General features: G+C 44.7%; 13 protein-coding genes. 12 read left to right on the forward strand and 1 reads right to left on the reverse strand.

The features are described from left to right. Window positions 1-30: 30 nt before the first annotated feature. The 8 genes from ACYQ3Q_RS24240 to ACYQ3Q_RS24275 all read left to right on the forward strand — a co-directional run bounded on the left by ACYQ3Q_RS24240 (window position 31) and on the right by ACYQ3Q_RS24275 (window position 8,815). The gene (locus ACYQ3Q_RS24240; protein WP_034141546.1) at window positions 31-609 is read left to right on the forward strand and encodes a TerD family protein; all 579 of its coding nucleotides are present in this window, start codon (window positions 31-33) and stop codon (window positions 607-609) included. 113 nt (window positions 610-722) lie between these two features. Further along, entirely contained in the window at window positions 723-1,307 is a 585-nt protein-coding gene (locus ACYQ3Q_RS24245) for a TerD family protein (RefSeq protein ID WP_459931019.1), read from the forward strand. Window positions 1,308-1,673: 366 nt separating this feature from the next. After that, window positions 1,674-3,611: a proton-conducting transporter transmembrane domain-containing protein gene (locus tag ACYQ3Q_RS24250; RefSeq protein WP_459931020.1), complete on the forward strand. Its 1,938-nt coding sequence runs from the start codon at window positions 1,674-1,676 to the stop codon at window positions 3,609-3,611. Window positions 3,612-3,621: 10 nt separating this feature from the next. Then, entirely contained in the window at window positions 3,622-4,590 is a 969-nt protein-coding gene (locus ACYQ3Q_RS24255; RefSeq protein ID WP_459931021.1) for a respiratory chain complex I subunit 1 family protein, read from the forward strand. Next, a complete protein-coding gene (locus tag ACYQ3Q_RS24260; protein WP_459931022.1) occupies window positions 4,591-5,244 on the forward strand; it encodes a hydrogenase in 654 nt (217 codons plus the stop codon). A 6-nt stretch (window positions 5,245-5,250) separates the two neighbouring features. Further along, window positions 5,251-6,705: a proton-conducting transporter transmembrane domain-containing protein gene (locus tag ACYQ3Q_RS24265; protein ID WP_459931023.1), complete on the forward strand. Its 1,455-nt coding sequence runs from the start codon at window positions 5,251-5,253 to the stop codon at window positions 6,703-6,705. 1 nt (window position 6,706) lies between these two features. Then, window positions 6,707-8,293 (forward strand): hydrogenase large subunit, encoded by a 1,587-nt coding sequence (locus ACYQ3Q_RS24270; RefSeq protein ID WP_459931024.1) that lies wholly within the window; start codon window positions 6,707-6,709, stop codon window positions 8,291-8,293. An 18-nt stretch (window positions 8,294-8,311) separates the two neighbouring features. Continuing rightward, entirely contained in the window at window positions 8,312-8,815 is a 504-nt protein-coding gene (locus ACYQ3Q_RS24275) for an NADH-quinone oxidoreductase subunit B family protein (protein WP_459931025.1), read from the forward strand. Window positions 8,816-9,130: 315 nt separating this feature from the next. Here the strand turns inward: ACYQ3Q_RS24275 and ACYQ3Q_RS24280 are convergent, their stop codons facing one another. Then, window positions 9,131-10,999 (reverse strand): sigma-54-dependent Fis family transcriptional regulator, encoded by a 1,869-nt coding sequence (locus tag ACYQ3Q_RS24280; protein WP_459931026.1) that lies wholly within the window; start codon window positions 10,997-10,999, stop codon window positions 9,131-9,133. Window positions 11,000-11,446: 447 nt separating this feature from the next. On the opposite strand from ACYQ3Q_RS24280, the gene ACYQ3Q_RS24285 reads away from it, so the two are divergent. The 4 genes from ACYQ3Q_RS24285 to ACYQ3Q_RS24300 all read left to right on the forward strand — a co-directional run bounded on the left by ACYQ3Q_RS24285 (window position 11,447) and on the right by ACYQ3Q_RS24300 (window position 15,648). Next, entirely contained in the window at window positions 11,447-13,240 is a 1,794-nt protein-coding gene (locus ACYQ3Q_RS24285; protein WP_459931027.1) for an aldehyde ferredoxin oxidoreductase family protein, read from the forward strand. A 224-nt stretch (window positions 13,241-13,464) separates the two neighbouring features. Beyond that, entirely contained in the window at window positions 13,465-13,689 is a 225-nt protein-coding gene (locus ACYQ3Q_RS24290) for a MoaD/ThiS family protein (protein WP_459931028.1), read from the forward strand. Then, entirely contained in the window at window positions 13,690-14,385 is a 696-nt protein-coding gene (locus ACYQ3Q_RS24295) for a HesA/MoeB/ThiF family protein (protein WP_459931029.1), read from the forward strand. It begins immediately after the preceding gene. Between the two features lie 21 nt (window positions 14,386-14,406). Next, window positions 14,407-15,648 carry a molybdopterin molybdotransferase MoeA gene (locus tag ACYQ3Q_RS24300; protein WP_459931030.1) on the forward strand — a complete coding sequence of 414 codons (1,242 nt, stop codon included), beginning with the start codon at window positions 14,407-14,409 and terminating at the stop codon, window positions 15,646-15,648. Window positions 15,649-15,674: the final 26 nt, after the last annotated feature.

Genomic DNA, 15,674 nt, shown 5'->3' on the forward strand with positions numbered 1-15,674 from the left:
AAAAGAAATGAATTAAAGGGGGATATAAAAATGGCTATTAGTTTACAAAAGGGTCAAAAAGTCGATCTTACTAAAACTAATCCGGGTCTTACAAAAATCATTATTGGTCTAGGGTGGGATGTCAACAAGTATGATGGCGGAAAGGACTTTGATCTAGATTCCTCAGTATTTATGTTAAGTCCTGAAGGAAAAGTTGCCGATGAGAAGAACTTTATCTTTTTTAATAACCCGAAGAGCCCAGATGGTGCAGTGACACATACGGGTGATAATCGTTCTGGTGCAGGAGATGGGGATGACGAGCAAATTAAAGTTGACCTAGCTACTGTAGCTAGCAACGTTGCCAAGATCACCTTTGGGATTACTATCCACGAGGCGGCAGAACGCAATCAGAACTTTGGACAAGTTTCCAATGCTTATGTGCGTGTGATCAATGAAGCATCAGGCGAGGAACTAATCCGTTATGACCTCGGCGAAGACTTCTCGATTGAAACAGCTGTTGTGGTGGGTGAGCTTTATCGCAATAATGCTGAATGGAAGTTTAATGCAATTGGCAGTGGCTATCAAAACGGTCTAGCCGGACTATGCAAAGATTTTGGGTTAGACGTGTAATTGATGTACGATGTACGATGTACGATGTACGATGTACGGATTTCTAAACTGCCTACTCTAATAACTTTGTTTTATTGTTTATGTGCCGAAATTGAATAAAAGGAAGTGTTTTTATGGCGGTAATAAGTTTGCAAAAAGGACAGAAGATTGATCTCACAAAGGGAAACCCTGGGCTAAAAAACATTATTGTTGGCTTAGGTTGGGATACGAATAAGTATTCAGGTGGCTCAGATTTTGACCTAGATGCTTCGGTATTCTTACTTGATAAAAATGGTAAAGCCGGAGGTATAGAAGATTTTATATATTATAATAATCTTTCCGGCGGAAATGGTTCTGTAAATCATACTGGAGATAACCTCACGGGTGCAGGCGATGGAGATGATGAACAGGTTAAGGTTGATCTTGGCACCGTACCTGCCCATGTTGATAAAATTGCTTTTACGGTTACCATTCATGATGCGATTGCCAGGGGGCAGAACTTTGGTCAAGTATCGAATGCTTTTGTGCGCGTTGTCAATGAAACTGACGGAAAAGAAGTCATGCGCTATGATTTAGGGGAAGATTTTTCTGTGGAAACTGCCCTCGTCGTTTGCGAACTTTACCGTCACCAAGGAGAATGGAAGTTCAATGCTGTGGGCAATGGTTTCTCAGGTGGTTTAAGCGCACTGTGTTCAAACTATGGTTTACAAGTAGGATAATACTATAATATTCTAAGAGGCGCCTTTAATGGGCGCCTCTTTTTAATCTTATCAGTATAAATATGGGGGTACCAGAGGGTACCCTTTACTTGGTGCCTATTTGAGAGCACGTTGTGTTTAGTATAGTTATGCATTTTCCCACCTTTTTAAATGCAACGCTACTGTTCTTAGATATATAATTAAAATTCTGAAAATATAAGAATAATGGTAGATATTTGAGAGAAAATGATGTTTAAGTATAAATCTGGTGTATAACCATTATTTATGGGGGTTGCAAATAATGGAATAATTGTTTATTATTTTGAAGATACTCGCTTTTTAGGTTAATGAAAAATGTCACAAATGTTGATCAGGGGGAAAGCATTAATGGTTAATAAGGAGAGCCAAATCGTTCGCCAATTATTTATGGGCTTAAGTGTTATATTGGCTGGAGCGGGACTCATCTGGGGAACATTTTTAACTTCTAGAGGTGAGGATTGGATTAAAACCGGATTAAGATTCTTTACGGACGCTGGAGCGGGACTTTCACTAACCTGGAAAGTGGATGGCCTAACGGTATTCTTCCTTTTTATCTTGCTCTTGGGGCAAGGTTTAGCCTCTCTTTATGCCCTAGGATACCTCAAGGAGTATCAAGAAAAGAACAAGTCTCTCTGGCCTTTTTTAGTTAATTGGTTTTTATTTCTTGCCAGTATGTTTGGTGTATTACTAGCGAATGATGGCTTTACCTTTTTATTAACTTGGGAAATGATGTCCCTGTTCTCATTCTTCTTAGTACTCTATGAACATGAAGACCCTCAAAATCGTAAGTCTGCTTATATATACTTCGTCATGACCCATGTCGCAACGGTATTATTGACCACGGCAATTTTACATTTATATGCCTTGACGGGAAGTTTTGCTTTTGAAGTGTGGGCAGTTGCGGTTCCCTCACTTTCGACAATCGAGCTAAATTTGATTTTCTTTGCTTTCTTTATTGGCTTCGGCACCAAAGCGGGCTTTGTTCCATTTCACATTTGGTTGCCTTATGCCCATTCGGCTGCCCCAAGTCCAGTATCTACCCTGATGTCTGGAGTGATGGTAAAAGTTGCGCTCTATCTCTTTATAAGATTGGTCTGGTTGACTTTGGGACCTGGCCCGATTTGGTGGGGTTGGTTATTTTTAATCATTGGCACAATCTCAGCCCTAGTAGGGATATTATCCGCTTCTGTGCAGTCGGATCTCAAAAAATTACTTGCTTATTCTACGATAGAGAATGTCGGAATCCTTGGTATAGCTTTAGGCAGTGCCTTGCTGGCAAGATCCTGGAATCATGCTTGGGCTATGGATTTAGCACTCGTTGCTTTCTTTTGGCACACTATGCAACATATGCTTTTCAAATCGTTGCTGTTTATGGGAGCCGGGAATATCATCCAGACAACTCATACCCGAAATCTTGAGCGCTTGGGTGGATTGCTCAAACGAATGCCCAAGACGGGTTTAGCAGCCTTGATTGGAATCATAGGTATTACAGCATTACCCCCGCTTGGTGGTTTCTGGGGAGAATTAATACTTTTCCAATCTCTATGGGTGAATACAGCTGAACTTGCTAATGGCTGGAGTAAGGTCTTTTTGCCATTGTCGATTGGTGTTCTCGCCCTGGTAGGCGGATTGTCGATTGCCACGTTTGTCAAGTGGTTTGGGATTTCTTTCCTTGGACAAGCCCGCTCCTCAGTGGCAGAAGAGGCTAAAGAAGCACATCCTGTTCAGTATATTACACCGTTAATTGCTGGCGGCTTAGCGGTCTTCAGTGTGCTATGGCCCTCAGCGACCTTAGCCATCATCAACGTGCCTCTTTCAGTTCTAAGACCCAGTGACGTGGTAGGAATACGGTCAGCCCTTGGGACACCACTTAACCTGTCCTCGGTCTACCTAATCCTGCTGATTCTTCTCACGGTTAGCGTCGTGCTTCTAAGTAAACGGGGGGTTCATAGAGTTACGGCAACTTGGAACTGTGGTGCGCCCTTAACACCGAGTTTACAGTATACTGCCGGTGGATTAACCAATCCCATTCGAGTCCTTTTTGCCAAAGTATTGGGTTCGCAACGATATGTTGAGGGGGATTATGCCAAAGGTCGTTATAGTTTGAGTTCTCTGACGTACGAAGGGAAAATCAAAGAAGTCTTTGAGGATAGTTTCTATCGACCTGTAATACGCGGGTTGCTTTGGTTATCATCTCACATCCGCAAACTACAAGCGGGGAGCATCCATCTATATTTAGGCTACCTATTAGTTACAGTCATTGTCGTTTTGATTTTAGGACGTTAGGAGAGAAGAGATGGACGAATTATTCACGATACTTACCCGTCTTTTGATGGGAATAGGGCATTTGGCAATCTTCTTAGTTGCTGCTCCGCTTCTCCAAGGTTTCATTAAAAAAAGTAAAGCGTTTTGGCAGATGAGGCAGGGCCCACCAATCCTTCAACCCTACCGAGATTTAAGAAAATTAATGAATAAAGAAGAACTGATCTCCGAACATGCCTCTTGGCTCTTTCTATTAACCCCGCGGATTGCTCTAGCTAGCACATTAATGGCCGGGCTCATTATTCCCGGTATTTGGGGCGGGGCGCCGTTAAGCATATGGGGAGACCTCTTTATATTCGGGGCAAGCCTTGGCTTGGTACGCTTGTTATTGACACTCTCGGGGTTAGAGGGGGCAGGAACGTTTGGAGGAATGGGCGCGAGTAGAGAACTCTTCCTGGGATTATTAACGGAACCAGCCTTACTTTTAGGATTAATCGTTTTGGCATTTATGACCGAGACAACCTCCTTACAAGGAATCACGGTTGGATTGCAGAGCTTTTCCCCTCTGGATATTTCTCGAATCTTAGTCATGATAGCCTTAGGGATGGTAAGTATTGCGGAGATGGGACGGATTCCCATGGATAATCCGGATACACATTTGGAATTAACGATGGTTCATGAAGGGATGCTGCTGGAGTATTCCGGGCCTTCGCTGGCGCTACTTAATTTTGCTGAACAGCTAAAACAACTCTTACTTCTGGTGTTATTGGCGCACTTCTTTTGGCCTAGTGGTTTGGGCTCGGTTAGTAATGGAGTCTTAGGTGCGCTCTTGGCTTTAGGTTTTGTTATCGTAAAAGTGACAGCGTTAGGATTCTTCTTTGCCACGGTGGAGAGTCTCTTCGTTAAGAGGCGACTTTTCCGAGCACCTCACTTTTTGGCAACAGGCGCTGCGAGTGCCATTTTGGCCTTAATTTCACTCTGGATTATAAGGGGGCAGATTTAAGTGGTAGGTATTTCTGCGAGCGGACTTAATCTAATACTGCTTGTCCTCTTAGGAAGCGGACTGTTAATGGTCTATAATGCCCGGGTGAAAAAAGCCCTGAATTGGTGGACCATCCAAACCGTTTTTGTCTCGCTTCTTTTGATTGCTGAAGGGGTCCATAACCATGCCGCGGAGATCATCATATTCGGAGTGCTGTTATTAGTAGCTAAGGCTGGGATTATCCCCATACTTTTACGACGCGTTTTAAAAGAGTCAAAGACAGAGTGGGTTGGTGAGATATACTTAAAGCGCGCGTCGTCTTTAGTTATTGCCGGAGGCTTAACCCTGGTAGCCTACGAGGTGACACAACCTTTAATGGCACTTCACTCCAGTTATCGCAACGGGTTAGCCGTCGCAATAGCCTTAATTTTCTATGGTCTTTTGCTAATGATGACGCGCAAAGTTGCTACAGTTCAAGTTCTGGGAATCTTGCTTATTGACAATGGAATATTTTTAGCAGGATTTTTCCTTACCCAAGGGATGCCTTTGTTAGTGGAATTGGGGGCGGCCTTTGACATTCTTGTGGGGATGGTCATCATTGGTATTTTATCTAGGCAAATGCTGGAAACGTATGATTCTCTAAATGTTGATCACATGAGGTCATTGAAAGGATAGTATGCGATGTTTATTGGAGTAGCGGTAATCGCGGCAGTAGGAATGCTATTTTCGGCAAAGGAAACCTACTTAAGACTATTGAACAGCGTGGCTCTTGTGTTGTTAACGTTGAGTGGAGGATGGACCATAAGACAAACGTTAAGCCAAGGGTCCTACGGGTATGGGTCAGGCATACTTTATTGGGATGCACTGAGTGTATTGCTTCTTAGCGTCATTATCATGATAGCTATCTATGTAATTATATTTTCGTTTGGGTATATGGAAGAAGAAGTCCGAGAAAAGAAACTTCCGAGAACGAGGCTGAAGTGGTATTATTTCTGGATCTGGATCTTTATGGCAACGATGCTTTTGGTCGTCAGCACTCCCAATCTGGGCATCATTTGGGTAGGTATTGAGGGGACAACCTTAGCTACGACGCTCTTGGTTGGTTTCTATCGAAACAAGCAGGCGATTGAAGCTGCTTGGAAATATGTGATTTTATGTGTGGTGGGTATCAGTTTTGCCTTACTGGGGACAATGTTGCTTTTTGCGTCTGTGGCACCACTCTTGGGTCAGAGTTTAAGTGCGTTGGATTGGCGAATGCTCCCTAGTGTAGCGAGTCAGTTAGACCCGACCTTATTGCGCCTGGGTGTTTTGTTTGCGGTCGTTGGCTATGGGGCAAAAGTTGGATTCGCTCCTATGCATGCGTGGCTTCCTGATGCTCATAGTCAGGCACCTTCACCCGTCAGTGCCTTGCTATCCGCAGTTTTGCTAAACTGTGCTCTCTATGCCATTTTGCGTTGGCACTGTGTGGCTCGTCTGACCACTTTAGGTCCGGATTTCGTAGAAACAATCCTCATGAGTTTTGGACTATTATCGTTGGGGCTTATGGTAGGGTTTATCTTATTGCAAAAAGATATCAAACGATTATTAGCCTATTCGAGTGTTGAACACATGGGAATCTTAGCGATCGGTTTTGGATTAGGCACCAGAGAAGCTGTCTGGGGGGCAGCGTTGCATCTTTTGCTTCATGGACTTACCAAGGCAAATTTATTCGTCATTGTTGGCAGGTTGGTACAAAAGACGGGAACAAGGCAAATTTCAAGGATGCGTGGAATCTTCAAAATCTGGCCTTATACAGGGATAATTATGGTTCTTGGCTTATTAGCAATCACTGGCACGCCCCCTTTTGGAACGTTTCGCTCAGAGGTAATTATCTTATCCGGGCTATTTAAAACAGGCCATCCACTACTTGGCTTTTTGAGTGTTTTATTTCTTACAGTTATTTTCGCAGGGTTTCTCTATCATTTCCTCCAGATGCTTTATGGGAAGCCAAGCGGCCGGTATCAGCCTGGAGAGAGTGTAAGCACACTAGCTCTGGCAATCCCCCTTTTAGTAGTCCTTTTCTTAGGCTTGTACATTCCCCAAAGCCTGAATCAGGTACTCAATCAGGTCGTCGAAGTGATATTGGGAGGAGTTTAGGATGCTAGGCTTACAGGAGTATTTACAGAGTTATCAGGGCATTGAGATTGTTATGTGGAAGAACCAAGAGGGTATCGCTGAGATGGCTCCCAGCGACCTTCCAGACGTGTTGACCTACTGTTTAGATATACGACCACGTCCGATTTGGCTGACCCATGTTGTCAATGATGAGCGACAGTTAGGGCGTGGATTTTGTCTTTACTTGCTTCTCCATTTTCCGGGCAAGGATTTTTCACTGACGTTAGTCGCCAAAGGGATTAAAGATCAATTTCCAACCCTTGCCTTAATCTTTCCGGCCCTGAATTGGTCTGAGAGAGAAGCCCAAGATCTCTTTGGGCTGCAAGCAGTCGGACATCCTGATCCGCGTTCTCTAGTCTTGCATCCGGGTTGGCCCAAAGGATTCCATCCCTTGCGTAAGGATTATATTGTGGGGGACGAACGCAATGCGTTCGATCGGGCCCCCTTAGTATTTCCTGAAATGCATGGCGATGGAATCTTTCAGGTTCCAGTCGGTCCGATTCATGCTGGAATTATTGAACCAGGACATTTTCGTTTTTACGCTATTGGGGAACCCGTGCTACATTTAGAAGCCCAGCTCTTCTATACTCATAAAGGAATTGAGAAGCTGGTTGAAGGCAGAAGTATCGAAGATGGCTTGCGCATCATTGAACGAGTTTGTGGAGTATGTGCACTGAGTCATGGCCTTGCTTATTGTGAGGCGGTTGAAAAACTTGCTAATCTGGAAGTTCCACGCTCGGTTTTATTATGGAGAACGATCCTTGCTGAATTAGAACGAGCTTACAATCATATTGGAGATATTGGCAATATGTGTGCGGGAGTCGGCTTTGCCCTAGGTAACGCCAATGGTTCGCAAAGTAAAGAAAAGCTTCAGCGCCTAAATCTAGAATTCTTCGGTCACCGCTTCTTACGAGGTGTGGTTGTTCCTGGAGGAATGAAGTCAATACCTTGGGCACTAGATGGTCAATCCATTCTGAACCGACTCATTGAAATAGCGGATGATTTTGAAGCATGGATACCCTTGCTGTTGGAACATGACGGTTTCAGACAGAGGGCAGTGACTACGGGAATATTAAAGCAGGAGAATGCTATTGATATGGGAGTTACAGGGCCGGCTGCCCGAGCTTCGGGGATAGCCAATGATTGGCGAGAACTTCATGCCCATCTTTTGTATCCCCATCTCAAGGTGAAATCTATGGTTGAACAGGATGGAGATGCTTGGGCAAGGTTAATGGTACGGGTTAAGGAAACTAGAGAGAGTTTTCGATTCCTTAATACGTTACTGTGCCAAGCGATGGAGGGACCGGAGCTCGACTATAAGCCAACCTCAATTGCTCTAGAGCAAATTAGACCGCTGTTTCCAGCATGGGGGTGTGTAGAGTCTCCTAGAGGGACGGATGTTATTTGGCTTATGCTGGATGAAGAACGTAAAATCTACCGTTGCCGGGTCCGGTCTGCTAGTTATGCCAACTGGCCTGCAGTACCTCTCACTGTACCAGGCAATATTGTCCCAGATTTTCCTTTAATCAATAAGAGTTTTGAATTGTGCTATAGTTGTTGTGACCGCTAGCCGAAAAGGGGAGATAACATGTTGAATTTGCTGTTCCGAAAAATAAAAATGGGACGTCTCACAGAGATGGGCGAAAATTCGCTGAAAACGCAAAAATCGTCTGATTTGCCAGCTAGTTTTAGGCAGTCCCTACAGATTCGGCACCTTGCTTGTGGTTCCTGTAATGGGTGTGATTGGGAAATGACAGCCTTAGGCAATTCTCTATACGATCATCAGCATTTTGGCATTGACTTTGTGGCTTCACCCCGGCATGCCGATCTTTTAATGTGCACTGGGCCTGGCTCTACACAGTTGGTCAATGCTGCCCATGAAACCTATGAAGCGATGGCCAACCCAAAGTGGGTCATGGCGGTAGGCGATTGTGCCATCAATGGTGGAGTCTTTAAAGGTGCGTATGCCAGTGCAGATGGGATGGATAAGGTATTACCTGTGGATATAATGGTACCGGGCTGCCCACCTACGCCAGATGATTTAATTAAGGCGCTACTAGGAATGATGGGGAAGAGAGAGTCTGCGTCTTAACCCGTTCGCACGTGTATCATGGCTATCGCTTGGCGCATTCGACACTAGGAATGTCCTGTACGAATCATATATAAGTCCAAATTATGTTTCTTCACGCCATATCGTCTGTGCTTCTTGACGATTACGTCATTTTCTGTGGCTTGAGTCAATAGGGAGTGTGATGATGGATAAGTAATAAAAAAGAGCCTTATCGGCTCTTTTTTTAGTGATGCGAGGGTAGTGAAACAGTGAATCTGCCCCCGTGTTTCCTTCCCCCACCTGAAAAAGTAAAGGGTGTGTTAAAAGGACCGTCCCCATGACACCCCCATGACACACTTAGTATTTAATATCCAGTTCTTTGATCTTGCGATAGAGTGTATTGCGTCCGATTCCCAGTAGTTTAGCAGCTGGGGCGATCTTGCCTTTGGTTTCGGTGAGTGCATAGAGGATTGTCTGTTTGGTTTGTTGATTTAGTAAAGTGTCGGTTATGGGTTCGGACTTGGAAATGGTCTGTTGAAGTTCATCTGGCAAGTCTGTTACCGTTAAAATAGGCCCTTCTGCTAAAGCCACCATGCTTTCTACACAGTTTTCTAATTCTCGGACGTTGCCAGGCCAGGTGTGCGCGAATAGATGGGCATAGACTTCGTCTTGAATAGCTAAGAGTGATCGGCCAAACGATTCGCAAGCTTTACGGATGAAATGGGGAACTAAATCTCTGATGTCTTCAGACCGTTCGCGCAAGGGAGGCAATTCCAAAGTGACGACTTTCAGACGATAAAATAGATCTAGGCGGAACCGTTCGGTCTCAACTAGGTCATGGAGGTCTTTGTGCGTGGCGGTAATGATCCGTACATTGATTTTTATTGCTTTTGTATCCCCGATTCGGGTAACTTCTTTTTCTTGGAGTACTCGAAGGAGTGCTGCTTGGACATTCAAAGGCATGTCTCCAATTTCGTCGAGGAAAATAGTGCCTTTGTCTGCTAATTCAAATTTCCCGGGTTTTCCACCTCGGCGAGCTCCGGTGAAGGCACCCTCCACATAGCCGAATAACTCACTTTCAATCAGTGTAGAAGATAGTGAGGCACAGTTCAAAGCAACAAATGGTCCTTCGCAATGTGGACTAAGTTGATGAATTGTCCGAGCAATTATTTCCTTACCTGTCCCACTTTCTCCGTGAATGAGTACAGAAGAATGGGTTGAGGCGACTTTCGAGGCTCGTGCCAGAACCCGCTGCGAGAGCTGGCTATGTCCTATCCATAAGGTATTGGACGGAGATTCCTGAGCGATTTGAAGCGTCCCTACTGCACCTAATGGTTGGCCAGCTTCGTTGACCACACGATTTAAGCGCGAGGAAATTTCTTTCCCAGCGCGATCTTTTAAACGAAGATCCAGAGAATGGCCACTTAACATCCAGCCTTTGGGAGAACTGAAGATGTCTACAGCGAGTTGTCCGATGATATCTTCTTGTCTACGCCCAAGCAGTGTAGCCCCCAGAGCATTGATGTTAGTAATAATACCGTCGTGATTAATGGCCAGAAATCCCTGTTGTAAAAGAGAGGAAGCTAACTTGGCTCCTTCTTGGTAAAATTTCAGTTCATTCTCTAACTCGAAAAGTCGCAAGTTTTTCTCAATCATATTTGCACCCATCATCGCGATGGTTAAGATCTTTTGCCGATCTAGACTGGCTTCTCCACTGATATCTAAAACTCCGATGGGAGCACCTTGGCTGTTTTGAATCGGGGCAGCCCAGCATGCTAAGAAATGGTTATCGTGTACGAAGTGCTCCCAACCGAAGACGGAGATGGGGGCATTATCACGAAGCGCAGTTCCAATGGCGTTCGTTCCTCGGATTTCTTCACTCCAACTGGCGCCAGGACTTAAATTGACCTTCTGGGCTTTACTCATAAAGGGCGCGTCACCAATAGCTTCCATGATATAGCCATCGTTATCCCCTAACAAAACGGTGTAATTCCTGCTTCCAAGTAAACTGAAAATGTAAGGCAAAACAGTTTCGCTCGCTCGTACTAGGGAGTCTTGAGCTTCTCGGCGTTCAATCAAGCGCGGAGTAGACAGAATGGCCTGATTAGAAATTAGCGAATGGTCTACTTGAAACTCTACGCTTCTCTGCCAAGAACGAAGGATAGAGGGAGTAACTTCGGATTCAACGCTCTCACCATTAATAAAACGATTCCAATGGTTCTCCATATCATTCCATTCCTCTCTAAAGCTTAATTGTGTTTATCCCTATGATTGACAGAATACCATACCTAAATTAATCAAACAACAGCACGATTTTAATAGGTTCGCGCAAAGTGTTCCATCTTGGAGCAGAATTAATTTCAATACGCTCAAATCCGGAACAATGAGCAATATCAGGTAGTAATTACTGCCAAATATCTCTTTTTTGTGTGCAGAGTATTGAGTTTGGTTTAGTTTAATGTAATTTGGTTTAGCTTGTTCTTAACGGTAATAATTTAATAAAAAAAGTAATTGCAAGATCAATTCCTAAAATTAAGTTTAATTTTTAAGTTTCAAACATTTGGTATGGTAATTGCTATATAATTAAAGGTAAGACCGCTTTTAGGGGTTAGTTGTAGTTTAATTCCTGAAGGAAACCTGTAGCGGAGAAAAAGAAAACGAGGAGGAAGATTCATGGGTGGCTTTACCGGAAAAGTTTTAAGAATCAATCTAACGGAAGGAAAAACCAGTACTGAACCTTTAAACACGGAACTTGCGAAAAAATATTTAAGTGGGCGTGGACTAGCAGGAAAAATGTTTGCAGATGAGGTGCCAGCAGACGTTGACGCGCTTTCTCCCGAGAACAAGTTGATTATTGCCACAGGTGCACTGACGGGAACGAACGCCCCTACATCCGGACGATATATGGTTGTGACAAAATCCCCACTGAATGGGGTTATTGCTGCTTCGAACTCCGGAGGACAATGGGGAGCTCATTTAAAGTTTGCTGGATATGATATGGTGATCTTAGAAGGTAAGGCTGACCGTCCGGTTTATATAAGTATTCATGATGACTTAGTCGAAATAAAAGATGCTGCTCATGTTTGGGGCAAGGATGTCTATGTCACAACGGATACCTTAAAACAGGAATTTGGGGATGACAAAGCGAAAGTTTTATCGATCGGTCCAGCTGGTGAAAAACTATCCTTAATTGCAGCAGTTATGAATGATCTTTATCGTGCTGCAGGGCGTAGTGGAGTCGGCGCAGTCATGGGATCAAAGAATGTTAAAGCAATTTTGGTCCGTGGAACAGGTAAGGTAGAAAATGCGAACCCTGATGAAATGAAAAATGTCCTGAGCGCTACAATGGGTAAGCTTAGAGAAAATGGCGTAACTGGTCAAGGACTGCCCACCTACGGTACGGCAGTACTCGTTAATATTATTAACGAAAGTGGGATATATCCGGTTAATAACTTCCAAGAAGCCTATGATCCGGATGCGGATCTGATCAGTGGAGAAACTATGACTGCCAACCACTTGATCAAAAAAGATCCTTGTTATCGCTGTCCGATTGCTTGTGGTCGCTATAGTAAATGGGAGGGCGGAGAAGGCGCTGGCCCTGAGTATGAAACTGTATGGGTCCTTGGTTCCAACTCTGGTATCCATGATTTTAATGCGATTCATAAGGCCAATGACTTATGTAATAAGTATGGGCTAGACACTATTTCAGTCGGTGCTACAATTGCTGCAGGTATGGAACTGGTACAGAGGGGCTATATTAAACAAGAAGAACTAGACGGTACACCACTGGAGTTTGGAAATGCTGAAGGAATGGTTGAATGGGTGCGTAAAATAGCTTTTGCTGAAGGATTGGGTGCCAAAATGGCTTTAGGTTCTTATCGCTTAGCGGAAAGTTATGGTGCACCAGAATTATCCATGTCCGTGAAAAAGTTAGAACTTCCAGCCTATGATCCACGAGGGGTACAGGGTCAAGGTCTTCAATTCGCTACCAGTAATCGTGGAGGCTGTCACGTTCGAGGATATTTGATTTCCCCGGAAATCATAGGAATGCCTGAAAAACTAGATCGTACAGCCATCGAGGGTAAAGCAACTTGGGTCAAGATCTTCCAAGATCTCACAGCAGTGATTGACTCCCTTGGTCTCTGTTTATTCTCCTCGTTTGCCCTTGGACTTTCGGATTACACTGCACTGGTCAATGCTGTTACCGGTTTAAATTATACAGATGAGGAACTCCTTGCTTGTGGTGAGCGGATTTGGAACAATGAACGCTTACACAATTTAAAGGTCGGCTACACTGCTGCAGAAGACACTCTGCCTAAACGGTTATTAAATGATCCAATTCCAGAGGGGCCGTCTAAAGGACAAGTGCTAAGGCTAGCAGAACTTCTGCCCCAATATTACACTGAGCGCGGTTGGGACGAAGCAGGAGTCCCTACCCCTGAACGTCTAAATAGTTTGGGCATGTAGCATATTCGAGGCTCAACTCGAAGTTCGAGGTTCAATGTTTGAGATTTGAATGTGATGTAAATTTCCGGTTTGGTGGACATTATCCATGGACAAAGTTATTGAGGGGGGGCCTTTTGGGGGTCCCCTCTTTCAAGTACCATGGTATAATAGAGAAATACATATTTATACAATAGCAGAGTAATCAAAGAACCTTCTAAGCCCAACTATAGAGAGGAGGAACTAGAGTGCGTGTGACCGTTAAACTTTTTGCCACCTTTCGAGACGGTCGTTTTAAAGTCGAAGAGAGGGATCTGCCAGACGCTAGCCGCGTCGTAGATGTCCTTTTGCCGCTAAATATTCCACTTGAGGAAGTGGCTATCTGCCTAGTCAACGGGCGTGATGTCAACGAACAGCATGTATTAAGCGATGGAGATGTTATTGCACTCTTCCCACCTGTGGGAGGGGGTTAAATGAAATTCGAGGGTCGTTATAAGCGAAATAGTAAAACCTTTTCTGAGCTTGATCAACTCAAGCTTGCTGCCTCGTCTGTGGCGATTGTGGGCTGTGGCGGACTTGGAGGGTATATTGCCGAAGAGTATGCCCGTATAGGGGTCGGACGATTAGTGCTTATTGATGGTGATCGCCTAGAGGTTAGCAATCTTAACCGCCAGATTATGGCGACAGAACTCAACTTGGGACAGTGGAAAGTAGAAGCGGCTCAGGAAAGACTGCGCAGTGTGAATTCTGAGGTGCAAGTTGACGTCGTGAAAGGTTGGTTTGAAGAAGAGCGAGGTGCTGAATTATTTCGGGAAGTCGATCTCGTTTGCGATGCTCTTGATTCGTTACCAGCTCGGGTTGGCTTGGAACGAGTCTGTCATCAAATGGGGTTACCACTGATTTTTGCTAGCATCGCTGGCTGGTTTGGTCAACTGGGGATCAGCTTACCCGGAGATTATAGCGTTTCGAGGCTATATGGACGCGCTGCGCAGGGGGTGGAGAGTGCGTGGGGTAATCCTGCGTTTACGCCAGCTGTCTTGGCGAGTCTCAGTGTGGCAGAAGGGGTAAAGTTATTGGTTGGGCGCCAACCCTCCTTACGACATGCTTGGTTACAGGTTGATTTACTGACCATGGAATTTGAACGATTTGAATTCCAGAACAACAATTGATCACGAAAGGTGTAATGAACCATGGGTAGCAGTAGCGAATTATTTAAAGTTAAAACCTTAGCTGAAGCAATTGAAATAATGAAGCCATATGTACTCGAGTATTATCAGCAGACAGAGACCGTGCCTTTGGCGGATTCGCTGGGACGAATTCTCACCCAAGCAATTCCTGCGATCTGCGCATTACCTCATTTTCGCAAATCCACTATGGATGGGATGGCTGTTCGAGCGGCAGATACGTTTGGAGCGAGTGAAAGTATGCCAGCGTTGCTTCAATGTCATGGGGAAGTGCGGATGGGTGAAGCTCCGCAGGAATCCCTAGGGCAGGGTACCGGAATACTAATGCCTACAGGTGGGATGCTGCCTGAGGGTGCGGATGCTGTCGTGATGATTGAACATCTCGAACATTTTGGCGAACAACTCTATGGGGTTACTAAGGCCGTTGCTCCAGGAGAAAATCTGATCGAGATTGGCGAAGATTTGATCGAAGGGGAGGTCATCCTGCAAAAATTTACCCGAATTAGGGCGCAGGAAATGGGACTCCTCGCTTCTCAAGGAATACTTCAAGTACCAGTATTGCCCCGTTTTCGGGTAGGGATTTTATCAACAGGAGATGAAATTATTTCTCCGGAACAAGCACCGAAACCTGGACAGTCAAGGGATATTAATGGCTATACCTTGCTTGGACAGGCACTGGCGGGAGGTGCCGAAGCTCGTTATTATGGTATTGTGCAAGATGATCTCGAAGCACTTCGTTCTGTTTTAACTCAAATGTTAGAGGAAAATGATATTGTGTTGCTTTCGGGCGGAAGCTCTGTAGGAGCACGAGATCTGTCCGCTCAGCTGATTGGTGAACTAGGAAAGCCGGGACTACTATTTCATGGTTTAGCTCTTCGACCAGGCAAGCCTACAATTGGAGGGGTCGTGGGTGGCAAACTGATCTTTGGCCTACCCGGACATCCCGCTTCAGCGATGATTGTTTTTGAGGCCTTAATCCGTCCATGGTTAGATGGGTCTGTCTTATATCCCAAATCTGTTCCCTTGCCGAAGGGAACATTAACTCAAAATTTATATTCTGGAAGTGGTCGAGAAGAGTTTGTTCGTGTTCAGCTCATACCTGACGGAGACGAATGGAAGGTAGAACCGATTCGAGGAAAGTCCGGTCTCATTCGAACGATGGTCTTGGCTGATGGGTTAGTGCATATTAGCATAAATACTGAAGGTATTGAAGCAGGTAAAGAAGTAGCTTTCCGGCTTTTGCGTTAATTATAGAATTAGAGAATGGAATGAGG

Source organism: Desulfosporosinus burensis (assembly GCF_054657535.1).

Excerpts from the sequence above, each read along its gene's own strand:
- ACYQ3Q_RS24255 (WP_459931021.1), top strand. The coding sequence starts at position 3,622 with ATGGACGAATTATTCACGATACTTACCCGTCTTTTGATGGGAATAGGG.
- ACYQ3Q_RS24280 (WP_459931026.1), bottom strand. The coding sequence starts at position 10,999 with ATGGAGAACCATTGGAATCGTTTTATTAATGGTGAGAGCGTTGAATCC.
- ACYQ3Q_RS24245 (WP_459931019.1), top strand. The coding sequence starts at position 723 with ATGGCGGTAATAAGTTTGCAAAAAGGACAGAAGATTGATCTCACAAAG.
- ACYQ3Q_RS24295 (WP_459931029.1), top strand. The coding sequence starts at position 13,690 with ATGAAATTCGAGGGTCGTTATAAGCGAAATAGTAAAACCTTTTCTGAG.
- ACYQ3Q_RS24250 (WP_459931020.1), top strand. The coding sequence starts at position 1,674 with ATGGTTAATAAGGAGAGCCAAATCGTTCGCCAATTATTTATGGGCTTA.
- ACYQ3Q_RS24265 (WP_459931023.1), top strand. The coding sequence starts at position 5,251 with ATGTTTATTGGAGTAGCGGTAATCGCGGCAGTAGGAATGCTATTTTCG.
- ACYQ3Q_RS24285 (WP_459931027.1), top strand. The coding sequence starts at position 11,447 with ATGGGTGGCTTTACCGGAAAAGTTTTAAGAATCAATCTAACGGAAGGA.
- ACYQ3Q_RS24270 (WP_459931024.1), top strand. The coding sequence starts at position 6,707 with ATGCTAGGCTTACAGGAGTATTTACAGAGTTATCAGGGCATTGAGATT.
- ACYQ3Q_RS24240 (WP_034141546.1), top strand. The coding sequence starts at position 31 with ATGGCTATTAGTTTACAAAAGGGTCAAAAAGTCGATCTTACTAAAACT.
- ACYQ3Q_RS24275 (WP_459931025.1), top strand. The coding sequence starts at position 8,312 with ATGTTGAATTTGCTGTTCCGAAAAATAAAAATGGGACGTCTCACAGAG.
- ACYQ3Q_RS24300 (WP_459931030.1), top strand. The coding sequence starts at position 14,407 with ATGGGTAGCAGTAGCGAATTATTTAAAGTTAAAACCTTAGCTGAAGCA.